Raw genomic sequence first — 23,446 nt, forward strand, 5'->3', positions numbered from 1 at the left:
TGTTGTCTTACCGTGGTCAACGTGGCCAATTGTGCCGATGTTGCAATGCGGTTTTGTACGCTCAAACTTTTCTTTTGCCATAACTAGGGCCTCCTAGGTTAAATTCGGTCGGCTATGCCTGACCTGTTAGTTTCAGATCAGGCGAATTTCGCCTGGATTTCTTCAGAGATATTGCTTGGAACAGCTTCGTAGTGGCTGAACTGCATGGTGAAGTTCGCACGTCCAGAGGACATGGAACGTAGGTTGTTAATGTACCCGAACATATTTGCCAATGGCACGTTCGCATCAATCGCAATCGCGTTGCCGCGAGGCTCTTGACCCTGAACTTGGCCGCGACGTGAAGTCAGATCGCCGATGATACCGCCTGTGTATTCTTCAGGGGTGATCACTTCTACCTTCATGATTGGCTCAAGCATCTTCGCTCCAGCCTTCTTCATGCCTTCGCGCATACCCATGCGACCAGCAATTTCAAAGGCCATAACCGACGAGTCAACATCGTGGAACTTACCGTCCAGCAACTCAACCTTAAAGTCGATCACTGGGAAGCCAGCAAGTGGACCAGAGTCCATTACAGATTCGATACCTTTTTCAACGCCAGGGATGTATTCTTTTGGAATAGCACCACCAACGATTTTAGATTCGAACGAGTAACCTTCGCCAGGCTCAGTTGGGATGATCATCATCTTAACTTCAGCGTACTGACCAGAACCACCAGATTGTTTCTTATGTGTATAAGAAATTTCAGCTTCGTGAGAAATTGTCTCACGATAAGCAACCTGTGGCGCACCAATGTTGGCTTCCACTTTGAATTCACGCTTCAGACGATCCACAAGGATGTCCAAGTGCAATTCGCCCATGCCCTTCATGATGGTTTGACCAGATTCTAGATCTGTCTCAACCCGGAAGGATGGATCCTCGGCAGCTAGACGGCCAAGACCTTGAGACATTTTCTCTTGGTCAGCTTTTGTTTTTGGTTCAACGGCAATCTCGATCACAGGATCTGGGAATGTCATTGTTTCTAGAACAACCGGCTCGTTCACAGCACAGATTGTATCACCGGTTGTTGTGTCTTTCAGACCCGCCAACGCGATAATATCGCCTGCAAATGCTTCTGTGATCTCTTCGCGATCAATAGAGTGCATCATCATCATCCGGCCAACACGCTCTTTTTTACCCTTGGTAGAGTTCAGCATGGTGTCGCCTTTGTTCAACGTACCGGAATAGATACGTGTGAACGTCAATGAGCCAACAAACGGGTCGTTCATAATTTTAAACGCAAGGCCAGAGAATGCCATGTTATCATCCGCACGGCGGGCAATATCACGAACCTCGTCTTCATCACCTGGCTTAAAGCCCATGTAGTCAACAACGTCCAAAGGTGATGGTAGATAATCGATAACCGCGTTCAACAAGGGCTGAACACCTTTGTTTTTAAACGCAGAACCGCCCAACACAGGAACGAATGACATAGACAAGCACCCCTGACGGATCAACTTGCGCAATGTCGCAACATCGGGCTCATTACCTTCTAGGTAGGCTTCCATGGCATCGTCGTCTTGCTCTACGGCGTTTTCAACCAATTTGGCGCGCCATTCGTCAGCTTGGTCAACCAAGCTGTCACGGATCGGTGCCTTCACCCAAGATGCGCCAAGGTCTTCACCCTGCCACAGCCACTCTTCCATAGTTACCAAATCAACCAAGCCTTCCAGCTCTGTTTCGGCACCAATTGGGAAAGCAACAGGAACAGCAACCGCACCAGTACGATCCTCGATCATACGCACACAGTTAAAGAAGTCCGCGCCGATTTTGTCCATTTTGTTTACAAAAACCATCCGAGGGACTTTGTAACGATCAGCCTGACGCCAAACAGTTTCTGTTTGAGGCTCAACACCTGCGTTGGCATCAAGAACACAAACAGCACCATCCAAAACAGCCAGAGAACGTTCAACTTCAATAGTGAAGTCAACGTGGCCTGGTGTGTCGATGATATTCAGGCGGTGCTTAGGTGTTTCTGGTGTTGTACCATCTTCGGTACGTTCCCAGAATGTGGTGGTCGCAGCAGAGGTAATGGTAATACCGCGCTCTTGCTCTTGTTCCATCCAGTCCATAGTCGCGGCGCCATCATGCACCTCGCCAATGTTGTGCTCTTTACCCGTGTAGTACAGGATACGTTCGGAACAAGTAGTCTTACCTGCATCGATGTGTGCCATGATGCCGAAGTTACGATATAGTTCGAGAGGATATTCGCGTGCCATCTGCTTACGACCTTTTCTTTATTACCAGCGGTAATGGCTGAATGCTTTGTTAGCATCGGCCATTTTGTGCGTGTCTTCACGTTTCTTCACGGCAGAACCGCGGCTGTTGATTGCATCGAGCAATTCAGCGGCCAGGCGCTCTTCCATGGTATTTTCATTGCGTGTGCGAGACGCTTTGATCAACCAACGAATGGCCAATGCTTCGCGACGCTCAGTGCGCACTTCAACAGGAACTTGGTACGTAGCACCACCCACACGGCGAGAACGAACCTCAACCGCTGGCTTGATGTTTTCCAATGCTTCTTCGAAAACTTCTACGGGTGCGCGTTTGATTTTCGCTTCTACGCGATCAAGTGCACCATATACGATACGCTCGGCGGCAGATTTGCGGCCATCCAGCATCAAGTTATTCATAAATTTAGTCAGAACCGTGTTGCCGTATTTGGCATCAGGTAGAACTTCGCGTTTAACCGCTGCGTGACGTCTAGACATAATATACTACCCTTATTTCGGTTTCTTCGCGCCGTATTTCGAACGACGTTGCTTACGATCTTTAACACCTTGGGTATCCAACACACCGCGTAGGATGTGGTAACGAACACCGGGCAAATCTTTTACACGGCCGCCGCGGATCAGAACAACAGAGTGCTCTTGCAGGTTGTGGCTTTCACCGGGGATGTAAGAGATAACCTCGAAACCATTTGTTAGGCGAACCTTCGCAACTTTACGCATCGCAGAGTTCGGTTTCTTAGGTGTTGTTGTGTAAACACGTGTACATACACCGCGTTTTTGCGGGCATGACTCTAGGTGTTGAGACTTAGAGCGTTTGATTTTTGGCTGGCGCGGCTTGCGGATCAGCTGTTGTATAGTTGGCATTAGGGTTCCCCATATGACCGTTTCAAACATAAATAGGCACATGATCTCTGATCATGCACCCGACACCGCCCCGAACCCTCATTAGCTCGCAACGATAAATTCCAGAGGATCAAGGCAAAGGCCTGGATCATGACCGCCAAATTTTGGCTTGTATGACGCCCAGAGCAGACTCTGGTCATCAGGTAACGCGGCTATAATCGGAGTCGCCTTAGGTGTCAACAGCGCCCAAGCACTTCGCAAAATCTGTTATCAAATGTGGCGCCTCTATCGATCTGGCATCCGGCTCTGCCATAGCTTTCTGGCATTGTGGCTCAGCTTTTGCGCCTTTTGTTCTAATTCTTGTGCGCTGGGGATATTTTTCGCGATTTGTTGATCCACCCATACCAGATGCTCGCGAAAGGCCATACAGGCACCAGCCGCAAACAAATGCCCGCCAACAATCCAGTGAACAAGGGCAATACACGCAAACAGAATATCATCACTCTCAGTGGCCGCCATTTCGCGTTGCAGCTCCGCCACAAACGATTCTATTTCTTGTTTCAGCCCCGCGGCTATGGGGTCTATGTCCCCGACCTCCACGGTTTCAGAATATATTTTCCCCAGTATTTCAGCCGCCGCTCCTTGGGTTTGGTGGTTCACCACGCACCAAATCAGCGCAAATAGAATTCCTTTCCAGATCAGATTACTGAGCAGGATAGTCACAGCTCGATGGCCCACCCCCCAAAACCCGCCAAACGACCTGTTCACTGGATCCGCCCCGTATGCTGCCGCAGCAGTTGGCACCGCCAGAACCGCCTGTATGACCGGCGACAGCAATACATACCCCCCAAGCGCAACGACAAATGCAGGCACCTTTAATTCCAACAAGCGCTCCATCTCTATGTCCCAAAACTGTCTTGGGTCACTGAAAAACACACGCATATAGTCCGCACCGTATATCCAGAACAAAACCCCACAGATCAGACCCGTTAAAGCCATATAAAGAGGCACCTGCGTAAAGGTTGATTTCAAGTTTTCAGAGGTCACCGCATCTTTATCAAATCTGGATGCCATGTTCATGAATTTCAGCATGGAATGGAACGAAGCAATGCGATAGGCCACCTGTGGCACAACCACCCCAATAGATGCCAGTAAAAATACGATAACCACCATCGTGGAAACTGTTGGATTGTGATGGTAGAGAAAGGCAGCCAGTAAATATATGGCAACTGCCCCAATCATGGACTTAATTTCCAGCTTATACTCAAGAAAGAACTTGTCCCACAGTAGGCTAGGCGTCGAAATGATCGACATTATGAAGCTGTGAACAATAAACCGCACAAATCAAACTCTCTTAAATCCATCGAATGTTTAACCACCCTGCATCTAATGTACAAGCAATCCCAAACACCAACCCTTGCTCTTGCGCAATCAGAAGGCTAGGCACAGCATATGACTGATACTTTTTACGCAATAGGCGACATTCACGGCGATCTCGTTCAATTGAAACAGATCCACGCCAGAATTACCGAAGATATCTCTCGACATGCGGTAGAGAATTACAAAATCATTCACATCGGCGACCTGGTGGATCGGCGCCCAGACAGTAAAGGCGTGATTGACTATCTGATGGCTGGGATCGAACGTGGGGAACCTTGGATCGTTCTAAAGGGCAACCATGATCGGCTGTTTCAATGGTTTTTCGAGGATTATAATCGCAAGGATGCAAACCTGCGCCCAGATTATGATTGGCTGACACCGCGGATGGGCGGGCGGGATACACTGCGCTCTTATTTCATTGAGGTCGCGCCAGAGGGCCCGCTGGATAAAGAGGCCCTATTGCAAGAGGCGAAAATCGCCGTACCACAGGCGCATTTGGATTTCATTAAAAACCTACCACTGTCATTCGAGACCGATCATTTTTTCTTCTGCCATGCGGGGATCAATTTGGATCGCCCGCTGAATGAACAATCCGAGGATGATCTCTTGTGGATTCGCAAGAACTGGCTGGAAAACCCAGCACCAGCGGAAAAGATGATTATTCACGGGCATACAATTGTGCCCGAGGTCAGCCGCTACATCAACCGCATCAATATCGACACGGGTGCCGCATATGGCGACGTTCTGTCAGCAGTGGTTGTTCAGGGCGATCAGGTTCTGAATTTGCTTGAAACCGGGCGCGCGCCGATTAAATATGCGTAGATGAAACAGGTTCAAGCACTTGGCATAATCCGGTTTTCCTATGTGGCCCTTGGTGGGTTTCAGGTGGAACATGCCAGTGTGGAACAGCGTCTCGAGTACTTGTTCCAACCCGCGCGGATCGAAGAACGCTTTGCACTGTTCGAGCATGTGACCCTGCGCTCCTTGCGTGCCCAAAGTGACCCAAATTTCACCATTGTGTTGTTGATCAGCGCAGATATGCCGGATGTCTATCTGGAACGCTTGATGCAGTTGGTTGATGGTATTCCTCAGATCGCCATCGCCGCGCGCTCACCAGAGGATCATATTTGGGCGGTTAAACACGCAATGGCCCCCTATATTGATCCCGCCGCCGATGCTGTGGCCCAATTTCGGTTAGATGATGACGATGCGGTGGCCCTAGATTTCATCGCCCGCGCCAAGGCTGGATTTGCGCGCTGTGCGACCCAATTCGATGAACACCAGATGTGTGGACTAGATTTCAACCAAGGGTTTTTCCTAGATAGCGCTCAGGATCATCTGCGCATACGTCGTTGTGTTCAAAATCTGGCCACTGCGGGATTGGTGATATATTTACCCCCCGATGCCAAAACATCGGTGCTGAATTATGTTCACCACCGATTGGCCGAATACATGCCCTTTGAGACGGATGACACAAAACATATGTTCGTACGTAGTGTAAATGCGTTTAACGATTGCCGCTGGACGCGTAACAAAACAGGTAAATTCAAGCCTGCTAAGCGCGACCTCAGTGATGTGTTACAGCGCAGATTTCATATCGATCTACACGCATTGAATGGGGCATTAGGCTTTGCACCGCGCCCACATGGGTTTGGCCAAAATGACTAATATCCAAGCTTTGGGCATTTGTCGGTTTTCCTACGACAGCTCTGGCGGCTTTGCTTATTCCTCTGATGATTTGGAGAAAAGGCGCCAGTTCCTGTTTGACCCAAAACGCATGGACGAGCGATTTACTTTGTTCGAGCATATCACCCTACCCAGTTTGCGTGCGCAGACAGATCCGGATTTCTTGGTCGTTATCGTCACCAGCATGGCCCTGCCAGAAATCTATCTCGAGCGTTTGTTTCATTTAATCAAGGATATCCCTCAAATTGCCGTTGATATCCGCCCACCCCAAGGCCACGCCAAGGCAATGCGCAAGGCCATTGCCCCCTACAAGGATATGGCGGTGGATGCAGTGGCGCATTTTCGCATAGATGATGACGATGCGGTGGCGTGCGACTTTGTTCAACTAACCAAGCAACTATTCCCCGAATGCCAAGAAGCATTTGAGGCGGATGGCAAGGCGGGTCTAGATTTCAGTAAGGGTATCCTACTGGAAACATCTCATGAGAACCTACGCGCTCAGCCCCGCAAAATAAAACTAACCGGAATTTCGCAGGCTGTATTTCTTCCTCCACAGGTAAATAAATCCAGCTTTGCCTGGGGGCATTATCGGTTGGACGATTTCATGCAGGTGCATGTGGATCCGCGTCAGGAAATGTTTGTGCGCAGCTTTAATAATTTTAACGATTCACGCATGCTGTTGAGCGAATGTGCCGAGCTACCAGCGATAACCGCCCACACCAAAAAGCGGCTACGCGCGCGTTTTGGCATTGACGCAGATGCTCTGGAAACAGCGCTGAATCGCGGGGATGCGCCGCCCCAAACGGATCAGTGAGCTAGATTCACGTAAAAACAAACGCGCAAACCCTAGCTTGCCGATCTGTTTCGGCCAGACTCTCGGCAAAAAAAAGGCCCCGCGATTGGTGCGGGGCCTTAATTTTATTTCGATCAGATCGGCTGATCTGTACCATCGCCACCGGCGCCGAAATCAACCATGATGTCCTCGCCCAGCACCTCTTCGCCGGCATCACCAAACACTTGGTTTGCATCAACATCGCTGGCCGCAGGAGCCATTAGCGCAGTCGCCTCCTCGGCTGACTTGCGGTGATCTTCGATAATCACCGCATCGCGATCTGCCGCAACGCGTTTGATCTGATGCGTAGCACCACCTGTACCAGCAGGGATAAGGCGACCAACAATCACGTTCTCTTTTAGACCGATCAGTTTGTCTTTCTTACCCTTGGTTGCCGCTTCCGTTAGGACACGAGTGGTTTCTTGGAAAGATGCCGCCGAGATGAACGAACGTGTTTGAAGCGACGCTTTGGTGATACCCAATAGAATTGGACCGCCGGTTGCTGGTTCGCGACCTGCATCAACTGCCTTGGTATTGGCTTCGTCGAACTCGGCCTTATCGACCTGTTCGCCCTTCAGCAATGTTGTGCCACCACTAGAGGTGATTTCCCATTTCTGAAGCATCTGCCGCACAATCACTTCGATATGCTTGTCGTTGATTTTAACACCTTGCAGGCGGTAAACATCTTGAACTTCGTCGATCATGTAATCGGCCAGCGCCTCTACACCTAGAATATTCAGAATGTCATGCGGCGCAGGGTTGCCATCCATGATGTATTCACCTTTTTGGATGAAATCACCTTCTTGGACAGGAATGTGCTTACCCTTAGGCACCATGTATTCTGTTTTCACTTCTGGATCATCTGCAGAAACCACGTTCACGCGACGCTTGTTTTTGAAGTCACGACCGAATTCCACATAACCATCCATTTCGGCGATGATCGCGTGATCTTTGGGACGACGTGCCTCGAACAATTCCGCAACCCGTGGCAAACCACCGGTAATGTCCTTTGTCTTGGCGCCTTCGCGTGGGATACGCGCAACAACATCACCAGCGGCGATGGTTTGACCATCCTCTACTGACAAAATCGCATCCACAGACATGGCATATTGCACAGGGTTATCCGCATCGTTGCGCATCGGATCACCCGTCGTAGGATCTGCTACGATGATAGATGGCTTCAGATCGGAACCTTTGGGTGCTGAGCGCCAATCAGATACGATTTTCTGGCTGATACCTGTGGCGTCATCGGTTTCATCACGTACCGAGATACCTGAAACCAAATCAACCAATTTAGCCACACCGGCCTTTTCAGCGATGATCGGCAATGTATAGGGATCCCACTCATACAGCTTGTCACCGCGCTTGATGCTGGCGCCATCTTTAACCAGAACCTTGGTACCGTAATCCATTTTGTGGGTCACAGCCTCTTGGCCATTCTCATCGATGATCACCAGTTCAACGTTACGTCCCATAACAACCTGATCGCCATCTGCATTCACCAAGATATTGGAGTTGCGAATTTCGACTTTACCGTCTTGGGATGCATCTTGGAACGACTGTTGGCCACCCTGCGCAATACCACCAATGTGGAATGTACGCATTGTCAGCTGTGTGCCTGGCTCACCAATAGACTGCGCGGCGATAATACCAACCGCCTCGCCTGGGTTCACTTGGGTACCGCGGGCCAAATCACGACCATAACAGGCCGCACAAATACCGTCTTCCAGCTCACATGTCAGAGGAGAACGGATTTGCAGAGAGACCAAGTTGGCCGCATCGATGATATCTGCCTGACGTTCGTCAACCAGATCACCTTTCTTGCCCAACAGCTCTTCTGTTTTGGGGTGGATCACATCTTCGGCCAATACACGGCCCAAGATACGTTCTGACATGGATGAAACAACCTCGCCATCATTCACCGCCGCACGGGCCGTGATTGATTTCTCGGTGCCACAATCCCATTCGCGAACGATACAATCCTGTGCAACATCCACCAAACGACGGGTCAGGTAACCCGAGTTCGCAGTTTTAAGAGCGGTATCCGCCAAACCTTTACGAGCGCCGTGCGTAGAGTTGAAATACTCCAACACTGTCAGACCCTCTTTAAAGTTCGAGATAATTGGTGTTTCGATGATTTCACCATTCGGCTTGGCCATCAATCCACGCATACCACCCAGCTGCTTCATCTGCGCAGGCGAACCACGCGCGCCAGAGTGCGCCATCATGTAAACAGAGTTTGGTTCCTGCTCGGCGCCATCTTCAACACGCATCGCAGAAATCTCACCCATCATCGCATCCGCAACGGCGTCGGATGATTTAGACCAAGCATCAACAACTTTGTTGTATTTCTCGCCCTGTGTGATCAAGCCGTCCATATATTGCTGTTCGAACTCTTTCACCTGTGAACGCGTATCATTTACCAATGTCCACTTGGTGTCAGGAATAACCATGTCATCCTTACCAAAGGAGATACCAGCCTTAAACGCTTCGCGGAAACCAAGGGTCATGATCTGGTCACAGAAGATCACAGATTCTTTCTGACCACAGTAACGGTAGACCACGTCAATGATTTCAGAGACTTCTTTCTTACGAACCAAGCGGTTCACGATATCAAATGGGGCCTTTGCATTTAGAGGCAATTTAACACCCAGGCGCACGCGTCCAGGGGTGGTTTCGAAACGTTCCCAAACGATATCGCCCTCTTCGTTCACCTGCTCCATACGGCAGGTGATCTTTGAATGCAGATGCACCAAGCCGTTATCAAGCGCGTGCTCGACCTCTTGGGGGTTGGCAAATGTCATGCCTTCGCCCAGCATACCATCACGTTGCAAGGTGATGTAGTACAGACCCAAAATCATATCCTGAGAGGGAACGATGATTGGCTTACCATTTGCTGGCGACAGAACGTTGTTGGTAGACATCATCAATACACGTGCTTCCAACTGCGCCTCGAGGCTCAGTGGAACGTGTACCGCCATTTGGTCACCATCGAAATCCGCGTTAAACGCAGAACAAACCAGCGGGTGCAGCTGAATGGCCTTACCTTCGATCAGTACAGGTTCGAACGCCTGGATCCCCAAACGGTGCAATGTAGGCGCACGGTTTAGCATCACAGGATGTTCGCGGATCACCTCGTCCAAGATATCCCAAACCTCTGGGCGTTGTTTTTCAACAATTTTCTTAGCTTGTTTTACGGTGGATGACAGCCCTCGTGCCTCTAGGCGGCTATAGATAAACGGCTTAAACAGTTCTAGCGCCATCTTCTTGGGCAGACCACATTGATGCAATTTCAATTCTGGGCCGGTCACAATCACCGAACGACCAGAGAAATCAACGCGCTTACCCAAAAGGTTTTGACGGAAACGGCCTTGTTTACCCTTTAGCATGTCTGACAATGATTTCAGCGCACGCTTGTTGGCACCCGTAATCACGCGACCACGACGGCCGTTATCGAACAAGGCATCTACAGACTCTTGCAACATACGCTTTTCGTTACGCACGATGATATCAGGTGCGCGCAGCTCGATCAGGCGTTTCAAACGGTTGTTCCGGTTGATCACACGACGATAAAGGTCGTTCAGGTCAGAGGTGGCAAAACGGCCACCATCAAGTGGCACCAAGGGGCGCAATTCTGGTGGGATCACCGGCAGAACAGTCATGATCATCCACTCTGGGCGGTTGCCTGAATCGATAAACGCTTCCACAACTTTCAAACGCTTGATGATTTTCTTTGGCTTCAACTCACCAGTGGCAACAGCCAATTCATCCCGCAGCTGATCTGCCTCGGCTTCTAGATCGATGTTAGACAACATCTCGCGGATCGCTTCTGCACCGATACCAGCATTGAACGCATCTTCGCCGTAAATATCTTGGGCTTCCATGAACTCTTCTTCGGACATCATTTGTCCGTAATTCAGGTCAGTTAGGCCAGGCTCGATTACAACGTATTGCTCGAAATACAAAACGCGCTCTAGCTCACGCAGTGTCATATCCAGCATCAAACCAATGCGCGATGGCAATGATTTAAGGAACCAGATGTGCGCCACTGGAGATGCCAGATCGATATGACCCATGCGTTCGCGGCGTACTTTTTGCAAAGTAACCTCAACACCACATTTCTCGCAGACAACGCCGCGATATTTCATGCGCTTATATTTACCACATAGACATTCGTAATCTTTGATCGGGCCAAAGATGCGTGCACAGAACAATCCGTCGCGTTCTGGCTTAAAGGTACGATAGTTGATGGTTTCAGGCTTTTTAATCTCGCCGAAAGACCATGACAAAATCCGCTCAGGGGACGCCAAGGAAATTTGAATTTCGTCAAATGTCTTGGGCGGCTGGACGGGGTTGAACGGGTTGTTCGTGATTTCTTGGTTCATGTTTTAGATCCTAATCTCGATTTCCTAATGAGTAAGCCCGGAGGCTTACTCGCTCTCCGCATCCAGCAACTGGACGTTTAGGCCCAGTGAACGGATTTCTTTGACCAAAACGTTGAAGCTTTCTGGAACACCTGCTTCAAAGTTATCGTCGCCCTTAACAATGCTTTCATACACTTTGGTACGTCCCGCAACGTCGTCTGATTTCACTGTCAGCATCTCTTGCAGCGTATATGCCGCGCCGTATGCTTCTAGTGCCCAAACTTCCATCTCACCGAAGCGCTGACCACCGAACTGAGCTTTACCGCCCAGAGGTTGCTGGGTCACCAGAGAGTATGGTCCCGTTGAACGGGCGTGGATTTTATCATCCACCAAGTGATGAAGTTTCAGGATGTATTTCACACCAACGGTCACTGGGCGCGCGAATTGCTCGCCTGTGCGTCCATCAAACAAGACAGATTGACCAGATGTATCCAAACCAGCACGCATCAGCATGTCGTTTACATCAGCTTCTTTCGCACCATCAAAAACAGGGGTCGCGATTGGCACACCTTCGGTCACGTTGCCCGCGGCCTCTAGGAAGTGATCCTGATCCATGTCTTCCATGATTTCTGCGTATAGATCATCGCCGTAGGCCGTGCGCATCGCATCCTTAACAGGGGTCATATCACCAGAGCGGCGATATTCAGCCAAGGAACGCTCGATGGATTTCCCAAGGTTACGAGATGCCCAACCCATGTGGGTTTCAAGGATCTGACCAACGTTCATCCGCGAAGGCACACCCAGTGGGTTCAAACACACATCAACATGCGTACCATCAGCCAAGAATGGCATATCTTCGATTGGAACAACCTTGGAAATAACACCTTTGTTTCCGTGACGACCAGCCATTTTATCACCCGGTTGTAGCTTGCGCTTCACGGCGATAAACACTTTGACCATTTTCATCACACCCGGAGGCAGATCATCGCCACGGCGAACCTTCTCTACTTTGTCCTCAAAACGGGCATCTAGCGCGCCTTTTTGGATATCGTATTGCTTGTTCAACGCCTCAACGCCTGCGGCATCAGTTTCGTCTTCCAATGCCAACTGCCACCACTGGCCACGAGACAATGCGTTTAACATTTCTTCGTCAATGGTTGATCCAGCTTTTACCCCTTTGGGGCCCTTAACTGCTGTTTTACCCAACAATACAGCCTTTAGGCGGGCATAGGTGTTGCGATCCAGAATTGCGACTTCGTCATCACGGTCACGGGCCAGTGTTTCCACCTCTTCGCGCTCGATCTGTAGCGCACGCTCGTCTTTCTCAATACCATGACGGTTGAAAACGCGAACCTCTACAACAGTACCATAATCCCCCGGTGGCAAACGCAAGGATGTGTCACGCACATCGGATGCTTTCTCACCAAAGATGGCGCGCAATAGCTTCTCTTCTGGGGTCATCGGGCTTTCACCTTTGGGGGTGATTTTACCAACCAGAATATCCGCAGGGCCAACCTCGGAACCGATATACACGATACCAGCCTCATCCAAATTACGCAGAGCTTCCTCGCCAACGTTTGGAATATCGCGGGTGATTTCCTCTGGGCCAAGCTTGGTATCACGAGCCGCTACTTCGAATTCTTCGATGTGTACGGATGTGAATACATCGTCTTTAACAATGCGTTCTGAAATCAGGATACTGTCTTCGTAGTTGTACCCATTCCATGGCATAAAGGCCACCAACACGTTTTTACCAAGCGCCAATTCACCAATATCGGTAGAGGGGCCATCGGCAATCACTTCGTTAGCAGATACACGATCGCCAACCTTCACCAAGGGGCGCTGGTTGATACATGTATTTTGGTTAGAACGCTGGAATTTGCGCAGACGGTAAATATCAACACCGGGGTCGCCTGCCTCCATTTCATCCGTTACCCGAATAACGATACGCATGGCGTCGACTTGGTCGATGATACCACCGCGGCGCGCGGTAAAGGCCGCGCCTGAATCCCGTGCTACGATTTCCTCGATACCCGTTCCTACGAAAGGCGCATCAGCCTTTAGCAATGGAACGGCCTGACGTTGCATGTTGGCACCCATTAGCGCGCGGTTAGCATCGTCGTTTTCCAAGAATGGGATCAAAGAGGCACCAACAGACACCAGCTGTTTCGGGCTAACGTCGATGTAATCAATGTTGTCTGGTTGGTTCAACATGAACTCGCCGCCCTGACGGGTAGACACCAATTCATTCTCGAACTTACCAGCGGCATCCAATGTCGCGTTTGCCTGCGCTACCGTGTAGCGCATTTCTTCGGTTGCGGACATGTATTGAACATCATCCGTTACCTTGCCGTCATCTACACGACGATAGGGTGTTTCGATGAAGCCATATTTGTTCACACGTGCGAATGTTGCCAAAGAGTTGATCAAACCAATGTTTGGCCCCTCGGGTGTTTCAATCGGGCACATACGACCATAGTGTGTTGGATGCACATCGCGCACCTCAAAACCAGCGCGTTCGCGGGTCAAACCACCTGGCCCAAGCGCAGATAGGCGACGCTTGTGCGTGACCTCTGACAAGGGGTTGGTTTGGTCCATGAACTGTGACAGCTGGCTAGAGCCAAAGAATTCACGTACCGCAGCAGCAGCTGGTTTTGCATTGATCAAATCTTGTGGCATGATGTTGTCGATTTCTACCGACGACATACGCTCTTTGATCGCGCGTTCCATGCGCAACAAACCTACGCGGTATTGGTTTTCCATCAACTCACCAACCGAGCGAACACGACGGTTACCAAGGTGGTCGATATCATCCACATCGCCCTTACCATCGCGCAGATCAACCAAGGCCTTAATGACGGCGATGATATCTTCTTTGCGCAGGGTACGCTGTGTATCTTCGGCATCTAGTTGCAGACGCATGTTCATTTTCACACGGCCAACGGCAGACAGATCATAGCGCTCTGAATCGAAGAACAATGTATCAAACAGGGCAGACGCCGCATCAACGGTCGGCGGCTCGCCCGGGCGCATCACACGGTAGATATCCATCAGGGCCGTATCGCGGCCCAGGTTTTTATCAATCGCCATTGTGTTGCGAATATAGGGGCCAACATTCACGTTATCGATGTCAAGCGTCGGAACCTCGGTCACACCAGCCGCAAGCAATGCTGGGATGGTGCCGCCGGAAATCTCGTCGTTCTTGTCATATTCAACAGTCAGCTCGTCGCCAGCTTCTACATAAATTTCGCCGGTTTCTTCGTTGATGATATCTTTGGCTACATAACGGCCCAAGATGCCTTCGAATGGAACCAATACATCGGTAACGGTGCCTTCTTCGATTAGCTTCTTAACCGTACGTGGGGTTACCTTTTTACCTGCTTCTGCAATAATATCGCCCGTTTTTGCATCCACAATATCTTCTACTGGCTTTGTGCCACGCACGCGCTCTGGGAAGAATTTGGTTTTCCATGAATTTTTCTTCTTATCGAAGCTGTAGTTCACCGTATCATAATAGGCATCGCAAATACCTTCTTGATCCAGACCCAACGCATACAACAGTGTCGTAACTGGCAATTTACGACGACGGTCAATACGTGCATGAACCACATCCTTGGCGTCGAATTCAAAATCCAACCAAGAGCCACGATATGGAATGATCCGTGATGCGAACAACAATTTGCCCGATGAATGCGTTTTACCGCGATCATGATCAAAGAACACACCAGGCGAGCGGTGCATTTGAGATACGATAACGCGCTCGGTACCGTTTACCACAAAGGTACCATTTGGGGTCATCAAAGGCAGGTCACCCATAAACACATCTTGTTCTTTGATGTCTTTTACAGAACGCGCGCCTGTATCTTCGTCCACATCAAACACGATCAAACGCAAAGTAACCTTTAGAGGTGCCGCATAGGTCATGTCGCGTTGCATACACTCTTCAACGTCGTACTTGGGCTTCTCTAGGTCATATTTCACATACTCCAGCACAGCTGTTTCGTTGAAATCCTTAATGGGGAATACAGATTGAAATACTGCATTGATACCTTCGCCGTCTAACGGCTCGGCTTGATCACCAGATTTCAAAAACAGATCATAAGAGCTTTTCTGAACCTGAATCAAATTTGGTATATCCAATACTTCACGGATTTTACCATAATACTTGCGGATACGCTTAATACCTGAATGCGTCTGAGCCATGCTCGTCTTCACCTTTTCTAATGTCCACCTCCTTGTATTGCGCGGGCATCGCATACAATTTGGCCACATGAGCCACTGTTCATCCTATTCTTGCCATGGTGCCACCCATCGCTCCCGAATGAACCGTGTCTTTTAAGGGGTCTCCTTTGATGATATCGCAAGAGGCCCCTGAAAAGACAGGTTCGGCTGACCCCACTTGCGCAGGGCCAGCCTAAAAATCTGGGCGTTACCGCCCGCTGAATTACTTCAGTTCGATCTCAGCACCAGCTTCTTCAAGCTTGGTTTTGATTTCTTCAGCTTCAGCTTTTGAAGCGCCTTCTTTAACGGCTTTGCCGCCAGCGTCTACCAACTCTTTAGCTTCTTTCAGGCCAAGACCTGTGATCGCGCGAACTTCTTTGATCACGTTGATCTTTTTAGCGCCTGCAGATTTCAGAATTACGTCGAATTCGTCTTTCTCTTCTGCAGCAGCACCACCAGCGTCGCCACCAGCAGCCATTACAACAGCGCCGCCAGCAGCTGGCTCGATGCCATACTCGTCTTTAAGCAATGTTTTCAGTTCTTGAGCTTCCAAAAGCGTAAGACCTACGATTTCTTCTGCAAGTTTTTTAATATCAGCCATTTGATATGTTCCAGTTCAGTTTTTAGTTCTGTTTCCAGTGATGCCGCAATCACGACACCGATATTACGTTTGCTTTATGCAGCTTTCTCTTCGACCGCTTCCACAAGGGATGCGATATTCGAAGCAGGCGCGCCAATTGCACCAGCGATGTTAGAGGCAGGAGCACCAATACATCCAACGATAGAGCTGATAAGCTCCTCGCGAGATGGCATGGCAGCAACGGTCTTAACACCAGCGCGGTCCAATGCATTCTCACCCATAGCACCCCCAAGGATAACGAGCTTTTCGTTATCTTTGGCATAGGCTTCCGTTACTTTCGCAGCGGCAACCGGATCTTCTGAGTAAGAAAGAACAGTCATTCCATCCAACATGCCTGAAATGCTTTCGCATGGCTTGCCTTCAAGAGCGATTTTGGCGAGCTTGTTTTTGGCAACACGTACAAAACCACCCGCTTCACGCATGCGCGCGCGGAAGTCTTGCATTTCTGCAACTGTAATGCCGGCGTAGTGAGATACTACAACAACACCAGAGTCCGTGAAGATTTGGCCTAGTTCATCGACCAGGGCTTCTTTTTGGGCTCTATCCACAGTGTTTCTCCAAAATTAGGGGACTTGCGCCCCCCGGCTCATTTTCACCAACCCATAGGTACAGGGCCAGCAGTTAGGGTCCTCATTACGGTCCCCGCGCAAAACCACCCGAAGGCGAAATACTCGGTTCCCATCTCAGGCAGGAATTATGTTGTTTGTAGCAACACCCACCATCTTGGACAGTACGAAAAGGGCACGCGAATCGCGCACCCTTTGTCGTGAGGGTTGTATAGGGGGGAAACCGTGGGTTGTGAAGGGGTTAATGGGGATTTACGAAACCAGATTTGAATTCAAATACCAGCAACCCTAAAAATCGTCGCATCCGAGACCACACCCCCGATAGGTCACCGGATTATTTATCAACCTCATTCACAAAGCCCGCAAGGATTTTCTCGTTCTTAGCAGCCTCTAACTGATTGATACGATCCTCCATTGCTATGCTATCAAAACGGTACTTAACCACGTTGATCAGGCTAATGGTCAACAATAGGATTGCCATCCCCCAATAGCCCTTGGTGGCAAGTGGCACATCCGTAGATAAGTACAAAGATGCACCCAACAGAACATATGCGGCGATTACGCCGACTGCATTCAATCCGATAATCAATGTTTGGTTTGTTGTAGAATTCATTTTTCTATCCCTTCAATTTTCAATTAGATTTCAAACGCGCCAATACCTCTGACGCGGTTACTTTGCCGCTGTCGCCAATACCCGCAGCCTCGAGGCGCGACTCGATCCCACCGGTGGTCAGATCAGAGTTTATTTTCTCAAGTATTTCTGCCTGCTCGAAAGGATCGGTTTCGTCTAGCACCTTGCCAATTAGGACTTCGGCATCAGCAAAGCTGTTGCTACCACCCAAGACCTTATTCAAACCGCGCTGCGCATCTGCTTCGTTCCGATAAGCACGCGCAGCAATTTCGCCTTGCTTTAGATCCACAAGGCGGCGCGCCATAGTATCCAAGGAGGTTCGCAAACGCTCTATTCGTCCAGAAACCCGCGATGCCGTTTCTTGGCGAACTGACAACTCATTCTCCAGATCCGCAATACCCTTTGCGGCTTCCGCTGCCAAATCCTCGCGACCTAACATCAAGGCATCCTTTGCGCGCACCTCTAGGCTTTGTTTGCGATTTTTTACTGTGTCGCATTGCTTTTGCTCGATTCTTTGACGCTGAATTAACGTAACCAATGTTGACTTGGCCGCATTCAACTCTGCCTCAGACTCTCGGATCTTTTGATTGATCAACTCTATCGAGTATTTACTTTCCAAATGGCCTTGGGCCTGCGCATTGGCACCAGAAATCAAGGTTTTTAATATTTCTAACATTACAATCTCCATATTGAACAACGTTCATATGGACTGTGTAGAGCAAACATGAACGATGTTCAATCACAAAAATGAACATCGTTCAGATTTACGCAGCGTCACGCAATTGAAACGTGATAAATGAAATCATTTGAACCAGATGCTCTTGATCCAGAACCGAAACGCGCCGCTGTACACCAAGCTGAACAATTCCGTGAATGCTAGAAAATATAGTGTTGGCGATCAGGGCAATCTCTTCATCCGCGCGGCAGGGGTAAATCAGCCGAACCGGATCCTTAATGAACGACAGCAAACCTAGAAGGCTGGCTTGGTAGTATTCGGGAATATCCTGCCCCTCAGGTAAATCTACCTCGAATAGAGCGCGCCATGATTGCGTATTATCCAGTGCGTACTGCAGATAGGCCTGTCCCATAACATTCAGTTGCTCGCATCCACCCGCATGGACATCCACCGCACCCTGCACATATTCGGCCATTCTCTGAAACCCTCGCAAGTTAACCGCTAGGAACAACTCATTCAGGTCATCGAAGATGTTATATATGGCCCCCAATGCACATCCAGCTTCGCCACTTAAGTAGCGCGCAGAAACAGATGCCAGCCCATCGGCTGCGATCTTTGCCTCAGCAATATCAATGAGTTTCTCCCTGAGAACCCTGCGCCGTTCTTCACGTATATTCATTTGAGATCCCCTCTATGAACGGCGTTCGTAACACGAAATACAGATAAGAAAAACCCCAAACCAAAAAAGGCCCCCGCTTCTGCGAGGGCCTTTTCAAATCTGTATTTACGATACCTTAGCCAGCAATCGCGGCGTCAACGTCAAGCGTAACTCCAGGGCCCATTGTAGAGCTTAGGACGATTTTCTTAACATATGTACCTTTAGCACCTTCTGGGCGTGCTTTTTGTACGGCAGTTACAAATGCTTGCACGTTCTCGGCCAATTTCTCAGCAGAGAAAGATGCCTTGCCCAAACCAGCATGTACAACACCGGCTTTTTCTACCTTAAACTGAACTTCACCGCCTTTGGCTGCTTCTACGGCTGCTTTCACATCCATAGTCACGGTACCAACCTTGGGGTTTGGCATCAGGTTACGTGGGCCAAGTACTTTACCCAAGCGACCAACAACCGGCATCATGTCAGGTGTTGCGATACAACGATCGAAATCGATTGTGCCGCCCTGAACGGTTTCCATCAGGTCTTCTGCACCAACGATGTCTGCACCCGCGGCCTTCGCTTCGTCAGCTTTCGCATCACGTGCAAAAACAGCAACGCGCATTGTTTTACCTGTGCCATTTGGCAAGGAAACAACACCGCGTACCATTTGGTCAGCGTGACGCGGGTCAACACCCAAGTTTACCGCAACATCGATGGTTTCATCGAATTTTGCATTCGCATTAGCTTTGATCAAGGCAACCGCATCCGCGATGGACAGGTTTGCTTGGCCTTCAAATGCCGCCTTAGCAGCAGTGGTTCTTTTACCTAGTTTCGCCATAGTCTTAACCTTTCACCTCGATACCCATCGAACGTGCTGATCCTTTGATGATCAATTTAGCCGCTTCGATGTCGTTCGCATTCAAATCCTTCATTTTCGCTTCTGCGATTTCTTGGATTTGCTTCTCAGTAACCGAACCAACGATTTCGCGGCTAGGCTCTTTGGCGCCAGATTTCAATTTGGCAGCTTTCTTTAGGAAATAAGACGCAGGTGGCGTTTTGATATCCATAGTGAAAGATTTATCAGCATAATATGTGATAACTGTCGGGCAAGGCGCACCGTTATCCAATTCCTGTGTTTTAGCGTTGAACGCCTTACAGAATTCCATGATGTTGATGCCGCGTTGACCCAATGCTGGGCCTACGGGTGGTGAGGGGTTGGCAGCGCCTGCAGGGATCTGCAGTTTCATTGTGCCAGCTACTTTTTTAGCCATAATGGCCTCCTTTTTATCCGCCCCAAGACCGCGTGCCGCGGGGCTGTTTGGTCGTGGTCTGGTCTGCGCCACGCGTGGCGCGCGCCTCCCACGAAGTCGTCACTTAGGTTTGTTTATTAACCTGCGTGAATTCTAATTCAACAGGCGTTGCCCGTCCGAAAATTGATACGGTCACTTTCAGGCGTGAATTCTCTTGATCCACCTCTTCGACCATGCCGGCGAAGCCCTCGAATGGGCCGTCAGTTACGTTCACTTGTTCGCCAATATCGAATGTGATCAGGTTGCGTGGGTTCTCGGCACCCTCTTCAACTTGATTCAGGATAAAGGCAACCTCTTTGTCACGCATCGGGCTGGGCTTGCCGGGCTGGCCCAAAAACCCAGTGACGCGGTTGATATTGCAAATCAGGTGGTATCCGCGCTCGGTCATTTCCATGCGCACCAACAAATAGCCAGGCATAAAGCGACGCTCGGCCGTTACCTTTTTACCGCGGCGCACTTCGATCACCTCTTCGGTAGGCACCAAAACCTGTTCGATTTCGTCTTCCAAGCCTTCTTGGATAACCGCTTCATTGATCAGCTCAGCAACCTTCTTTTCGAAATTCGAAAGAACACTTACTGAATACCACCGTTTTGCCATGCTACGTTGCGCCTTTACTCGAGCAGAAAACCCGCCCAGAAAATCTTTAAAATCAGCACCTTAATCGATGCTAAACTGATAAGAAAACGGCGCGCATACCGAATCGTCGCACGCCATTCACCAATTGATACGGGCTGATACCGTTGAAAACCAATGTTTTCAAGGGCTTTAGCCAATAATTCCTGACAATCCAGCCTTAATAATCAAATCCACCAATGTGAAAAAGATCGCCACGATCGTTGCCATGATGAAAACCATAATTGTGGTAATCACTGTTTCCCGACGCGTCGGCCAAACAACTTTGGACACTTCTGCGCGCACTTGCTGTGCAAACTGCAGGGGATTAATACTCGCCATAAGGTATTCCTTTACTTGATCAAGGGCTGTGTTACAGCGGCGCGGCTGGGAATTCAAGCAATAGAGACTGATTTCCGACAATCGCCATAAATTACTGTGTCGCGGCGCGCGCTTCTGCGATCATCTCTTCCATTGCCTCTTTCGGGACAAACCCCGGCACAATGCTATCACCGATAACGAAGGATGGCGTACCAGAAAATTGCATCGCAGCTGCCAGCTCTCGGCTGGTGGCCAAATGTTCGTCAATCTCGTCTGCCTGCATATCCACAGCCAGCTGTTCCACATCCAAACCAACCTGTTCAGCAATCTGCATCACAGATGCCTGATCCAATGACCGAGCCGCCATCAACGCCCAGTGGAAATCATCATACTTCCCCTGCTTGCGTGCAGCCAAAGAGGCCCGCGCCGCGACAACGGATCCCTCGGACAGGATCGGGAATTCGCGGTACACAAGGCGGATATTGGGGTCTTCGTCCAATAACGCCTGTAGGGCTGGCACAGCGCGTTTACAATAACCGCAGTTATAGTCGAAAAATTCCACAATGGTTACATCCCCATCAGGGTTGCCCAGCACCGGTGCATTTGCATCCTGTGTCAGCAATTCCTTGTTATCCAGCATTGCCTGTGCCTGTGCGGCCTCGGTCTCGGCGGCCTCTTGCTCACGCAATAGCGCCACTGCATCCATGATGATCTGTGGATTTTCCATGATCGCTTCTAGCGCCAACTTCTTGACCTCTTCCGAAGTCATCTCAGCCTTCACCGGCTGAACCGCCAGCAATGCCATCAGCGCGGTTGGGGCGAACAAAGACAGCTTAATGGGTAATAACATGAACTTTTCCTAGCAAGTTTATCAAACCTTACGGCACAGCTAATGCAAACAAAACCCCAAAATCATAACACAATATTGTGAGTTCACAAAAATCATGTAGTCTAAATCCCAACAGCTGTTCAATCCAGGGACTAGATATGAGAAAATTTGCAAAATCGCTGTTGATTTTTGTGGTGCTAAGCGTTTTAGCCGCATGGGTCCTAACAGCACCCAAATTTCTAGATCCCGCCCCATTTGACCAAGCAACCCCAAACCTCGAAAATGGCGCATTGGTATTTGCCGCATCTGGATGCTCTTCTTGTCATGCAGCCCATAAGGCCAAGGGCAACGACAAGATGATCCTCAGCGGCGGCATCCACTTTGAAACCGCCTTTGGAACCTTTATCGCCCCAAATATCTCTCCCAGTGATGAGGGTATCGGTGGCTGGTCGGTGATGGATCTGGCCAATGCCATGCAACGCGGGGTGTCACCAGATGGGGCGCATTATTATCCGGCCTTTCCCTATACATCCTATACGCGAATGAGCCCACAAGATATCGTAGACCTGCACAGCTATTTGCAAAACCTTCCAAAATCATCCGTGCCCAGCGCGCCACATCAAGTTGGCTTTCCGTTCAACATTCGCCGCGCGATGGGCGGGTGGAAGCTGTTGTTCATGCGCGATGGGTTTGTGGCAGAAATCCCTGATGATCCAATTTTGGCGCGCGGACAATATTTGGTAGAGGGTGCGGGGCATTGTGCAGAATGCCATACGCCGCGTAATCCACTTGGCGGATTGCTGATGGGTAAGTGGCTGGCAGGCGGCCAAAATCCCGATGGTCCAGGACGCATTCCGAATATCACACCCCACGCCCTGACATGGTCAGCCGAGGAAATAGCAGAATACCTAGCAACAGGCTTCACTCCAGAATTTGATGTAGTAGGGGGATCAATGGTATCGGTTCAGGAGAACATGGCCCTGCTACCCGCATCCGATCGCACCGCTATCGCGGCCTATCTGCTGCATATCGATGCCATCTCTGGGGACTAATCCTGAACAGCCTTATGCTGGGGACAGCCGACCATATGATCATTCACCATACCACAGGCCTCCATCCATGCATAGACGATCGTGGGCCCACAAAAGTTAAATCCGCGTTTTTTCAAATCCTTAGAGAATGCGGTGGACAGCGGGGTTGAAGTTGGCACCTGATCCAAGGATGTGAAATTATTCTGGATCGGCGCACCGCCAACAAAATCCCAGCAATATTTGGAGAACCCGATCTCTTGTTCAATCTGTAGATAGGCCTGCGCTCCCTTGATCGCCGCATTAATTTTTCCGCGGTGGCGCACGATCCCTGCATCCTGCAACAAACGTTCCACATCATCGTCGCCAAAGGCGGCGACCTTCACCGGATCAAAGCCAGCGAATGCCGTGCGGAACGCGTCACGCTTTTTAAGAATCGTTATCCAGCTAAGCCCCGCCTGAAATCCATCTAGAACCAGTTTTTCCCACAGCGCGCGCCCATCATATTCCGGCACGCCCCATTCATGATCGTGGTATTTTATATAAATTGGATCTTCACCATACCATGTACATCCTTGTGTCAT

The 23,446-nt window shown here is 49.8% G+C and carries 21 protein-coding genes and 1 pseudogene; 4 read left to right on the forward strand and 18 right to left on the reverse strand.

Translation table 11 applies throughout. From position 1 onward, the window contains the following. From QQL62_RS10680 to QQL62_RS10700, 5 genes and pseudogenes are all read right to left on the reverse strand, one after another. Positions 1-81: pseudogene (locus QQL62_RS10680) on the reverse strand (GTP-binding protein); the annotation flags it as partial. 56 nt (positions 82-137) lie between these two features. Beyond that, positions 138-2,255: an elongation factor G gene (fusA, locus tag QQL62_RS10685; protein ID WP_284378850.1), complete on the reverse strand. Its 2,118-nt coding sequence runs from the start codon at positions 2,253-2,255 to the stop codon at positions 138-140. A gap of 21 nt (positions 2,256-2,276) precedes the next feature. Then, entirely contained in the window at positions 2,277-2,747 is a 471-nt protein-coding gene (gene rpsG, locus QQL62_RS10690; protein ID WP_284378852.1) for a 30S ribosomal protein S7, read from the reverse strand. 12 nt (positions 2,748-2,759) lie between these two features. Continuing rightward, positions 2,760-3,131: a 30S ribosomal protein S12 gene (rpsL, locus tag QQL62_RS10695; protein WP_008035037.1), complete on the reverse strand. Its 372-nt coding sequence runs from the start codon at positions 3,129-3,131 to the stop codon at positions 2,760-2,762. A 264-nt stretch (positions 3,132-3,395) separates the two neighbouring features. Then, positions 3,396-4,424: a hypothetical protein gene (locus QQL62_RS10700; protein ID WP_284378859.1), complete on the reverse strand. Its 1,029-nt coding sequence runs from the start codon at positions 4,422-4,424 to the stop codon at positions 3,396-3,398. 138 nt (positions 4,425-4,562) lie between these two features. On the opposite strand from QQL62_RS10700, the gene QQL62_RS10705 reads away from it, so the two are divergent. The 3 genes from QQL62_RS10705 to QQL62_RS10715 are packed head-to-tail and all read left to right on the forward strand — an operon-like array spanning position 4,563 to position 6,990. Continuing rightward, complete coding sequence (locus tag QQL62_RS10705) at positions 4,563-5,312, forward strand: metallophosphoesterase (RefSeq protein ID WP_284378862.1); 750 nt, start codon at positions 4,563-4,565, stop codon at positions 5,310-5,312. Then, positions 5,313-6,158 (forward strand): glycosyltransferase, encoded by an 846-nt coding sequence (locus QQL62_RS10710; protein WP_284378865.1) that lies wholly within the window; start codon positions 5,313-5,315, stop codon positions 6,156-6,158. After that, positions 6,151-6,990, forward strand: coding sequence for a glycosyltransferase (locus QQL62_RS10715; protein ID WP_284378867.1), 840 nt, complete (start codon positions 6,151-6,153; stop codon positions 6,988-6,990). The genes QQL62_RS10710 and QQL62_RS10715 overlap by 8 nt, the downstream gene beginning before the upstream one ends. A 113-nt stretch (positions 6,991-7,103) precedes the next feature. On the opposite strand, the gene rpoC is transcribed toward QQL62_RS10715, so the two are convergent. From rpoC to QQL62_RS10775, 12 genes are all read right to left on the reverse strand, one after another. Beyond that, positions 7,104-11,393 carry a DNA-directed RNA polymerase subunit beta' gene (rpoC, locus tag QQL62_RS10720; RefSeq protein WP_284378870.1) on the reverse strand — a complete coding sequence of 1,430 codons (4,290 nt, stop codon included), beginning with the start codon at positions 11,391-11,393 and terminating at the stop codon, positions 7,104-7,106. Between the two features lie 45 nt (positions 11,394-11,438). Further along, on the reverse strand, positions 11,439-15,575 hold the full coding sequence (gene rpoB / locus QQL62_RS10725) for a DNA-directed RNA polymerase subunit beta (protein WP_284378872.1): 4,137 nt from the start codon (positions 15,573-15,575) through the stop codon (positions 11,439-11,441). Positions 15,576-15,816: 241 nt separating this feature from the next. Continuing rightward, the gene (gene rplL / locus QQL62_RS10730; RefSeq protein ID WP_284378874.1) at positions 15,817-16,194 is read right to left on the reverse strand and encodes a 50S ribosomal protein L7/L12; all 378 of its coding nucleotides are present in this window, start codon (positions 16,192-16,194) and stop codon (positions 15,817-15,819) included. Positions 16,195-16,268: 74 nt separating this feature from the next. After that, the gene (gene rplJ / locus QQL62_RS10735) at positions 16,269-16,781 is read right to left on the reverse strand and encodes a 50S ribosomal protein L10 (RefSeq protein ID WP_284378876.1); all 513 of its coding nucleotides are present in this window, start codon (positions 16,779-16,781) and stop codon (positions 16,269-16,271) included. Between the two features lie 352 nt (positions 16,782-17,133). After that, positions 17,134-17,412, reverse strand: coding sequence for a hypothetical protein (locus QQL62_RS10740; RefSeq protein WP_284378877.1), 279 nt, complete (start codon positions 17,410-17,412; stop codon positions 17,134-17,136). 19 nt (positions 17,413-17,431) lie between these two features. After that, on the reverse strand, positions 17,432-18,106 hold the full coding sequence (locus QQL62_RS10745) for a PspA/IM30 family protein (RefSeq protein WP_284378880.1): 675 nt from the start codon (positions 18,104-18,106) through the stop codon (positions 17,432-17,434). Between the two features lie 88 nt (positions 18,107-18,194). Further along, complete coding sequence (locus QQL62_RS10750; RefSeq protein ID WP_284378882.1) at positions 18,195-18,785, reverse strand: TetR/AcrR family transcriptional regulator; 591 nt, start codon at positions 18,783-18,785, stop codon at positions 18,195-18,197. 115 nt (positions 18,786-18,900) lie between these two features. Continuing rightward, entirely contained in the window at positions 18,901-19,599 is a 699-nt protein-coding gene (gene rplA / locus QQL62_RS10755) for a 50S ribosomal protein L1 (RefSeq protein WP_284378884.1), read from the reverse strand. Between the two features lie 4 nt (positions 19,600-19,603). Continuing rightward, positions 19,604-20,032, reverse strand: a complete 429-nt coding sequence (rplK, locus tag QQL62_RS10760) for a 50S ribosomal protein L11 (RefSeq protein ID WP_284378887.1) — start codon at positions 20,030-20,032, stop codon at positions 19,604-19,606. Between the two features lie 103 nt (positions 20,033-20,135). Continuing rightward, entirely contained in the window at positions 20,136-20,669 is a 534-nt protein-coding gene (nusG, locus tag QQL62_RS10765; RefSeq protein WP_284378889.1) for a transcription termination/antitermination protein NusG, read from the reverse strand. Between the two features lie 168 nt (positions 20,670-20,837). Then, entirely contained in the window at positions 20,838-21,026 is a 189-nt protein-coding gene (gene secE, locus QQL62_RS10770) for a preprotein translocase subunit SecE (protein ID WP_284378892.1), read from the reverse strand. A gap of 91 nt (positions 21,027-21,117) precedes the next feature. Further along, complete coding sequence (locus tag QQL62_RS10775; protein WP_284378895.1) at positions 21,118-21,855, reverse strand: DsbA family protein; 738 nt, start codon at positions 21,853-21,855, stop codon at positions 21,118-21,120. A gap of 137 nt (positions 21,856-21,992) precedes the next feature. Between QQL62_RS10775 and QQL62_RS10780 the strand changes: the two genes are divergently transcribed. Next, entirely contained in the window at positions 21,993-22,886 is an 894-nt protein-coding gene (locus QQL62_RS10780; RefSeq protein ID WP_284378897.1) for a cytochrome c, read from the forward strand. Here the strand turns inward: QQL62_RS10780 and QQL62_RS10785 are convergent. Next, on the reverse strand, positions 22,883-23,446 hold the full coding sequence (locus QQL62_RS10785; protein WP_284378899.1) for a DNA-3-methyladenine glycosylase I: 564 nt from the start codon (positions 23,444-23,446) through the stop codon (positions 22,883-22,885). The two genes, QQL62_RS10780 and QQL62_RS10785, sit on opposite strands and share 4 nt — an antisense overlap.

It is taken from the genome of Amylibacter marinus (genome assembly GCF_030160015.1).
GTDB classification, from domain to species: domain Bacteria; phylum Pseudomonadota; class Alphaproteobacteria; order Rhodobacterales; family Rhodobacteraceae; genus Amylibacter; species Amylibacter marinus.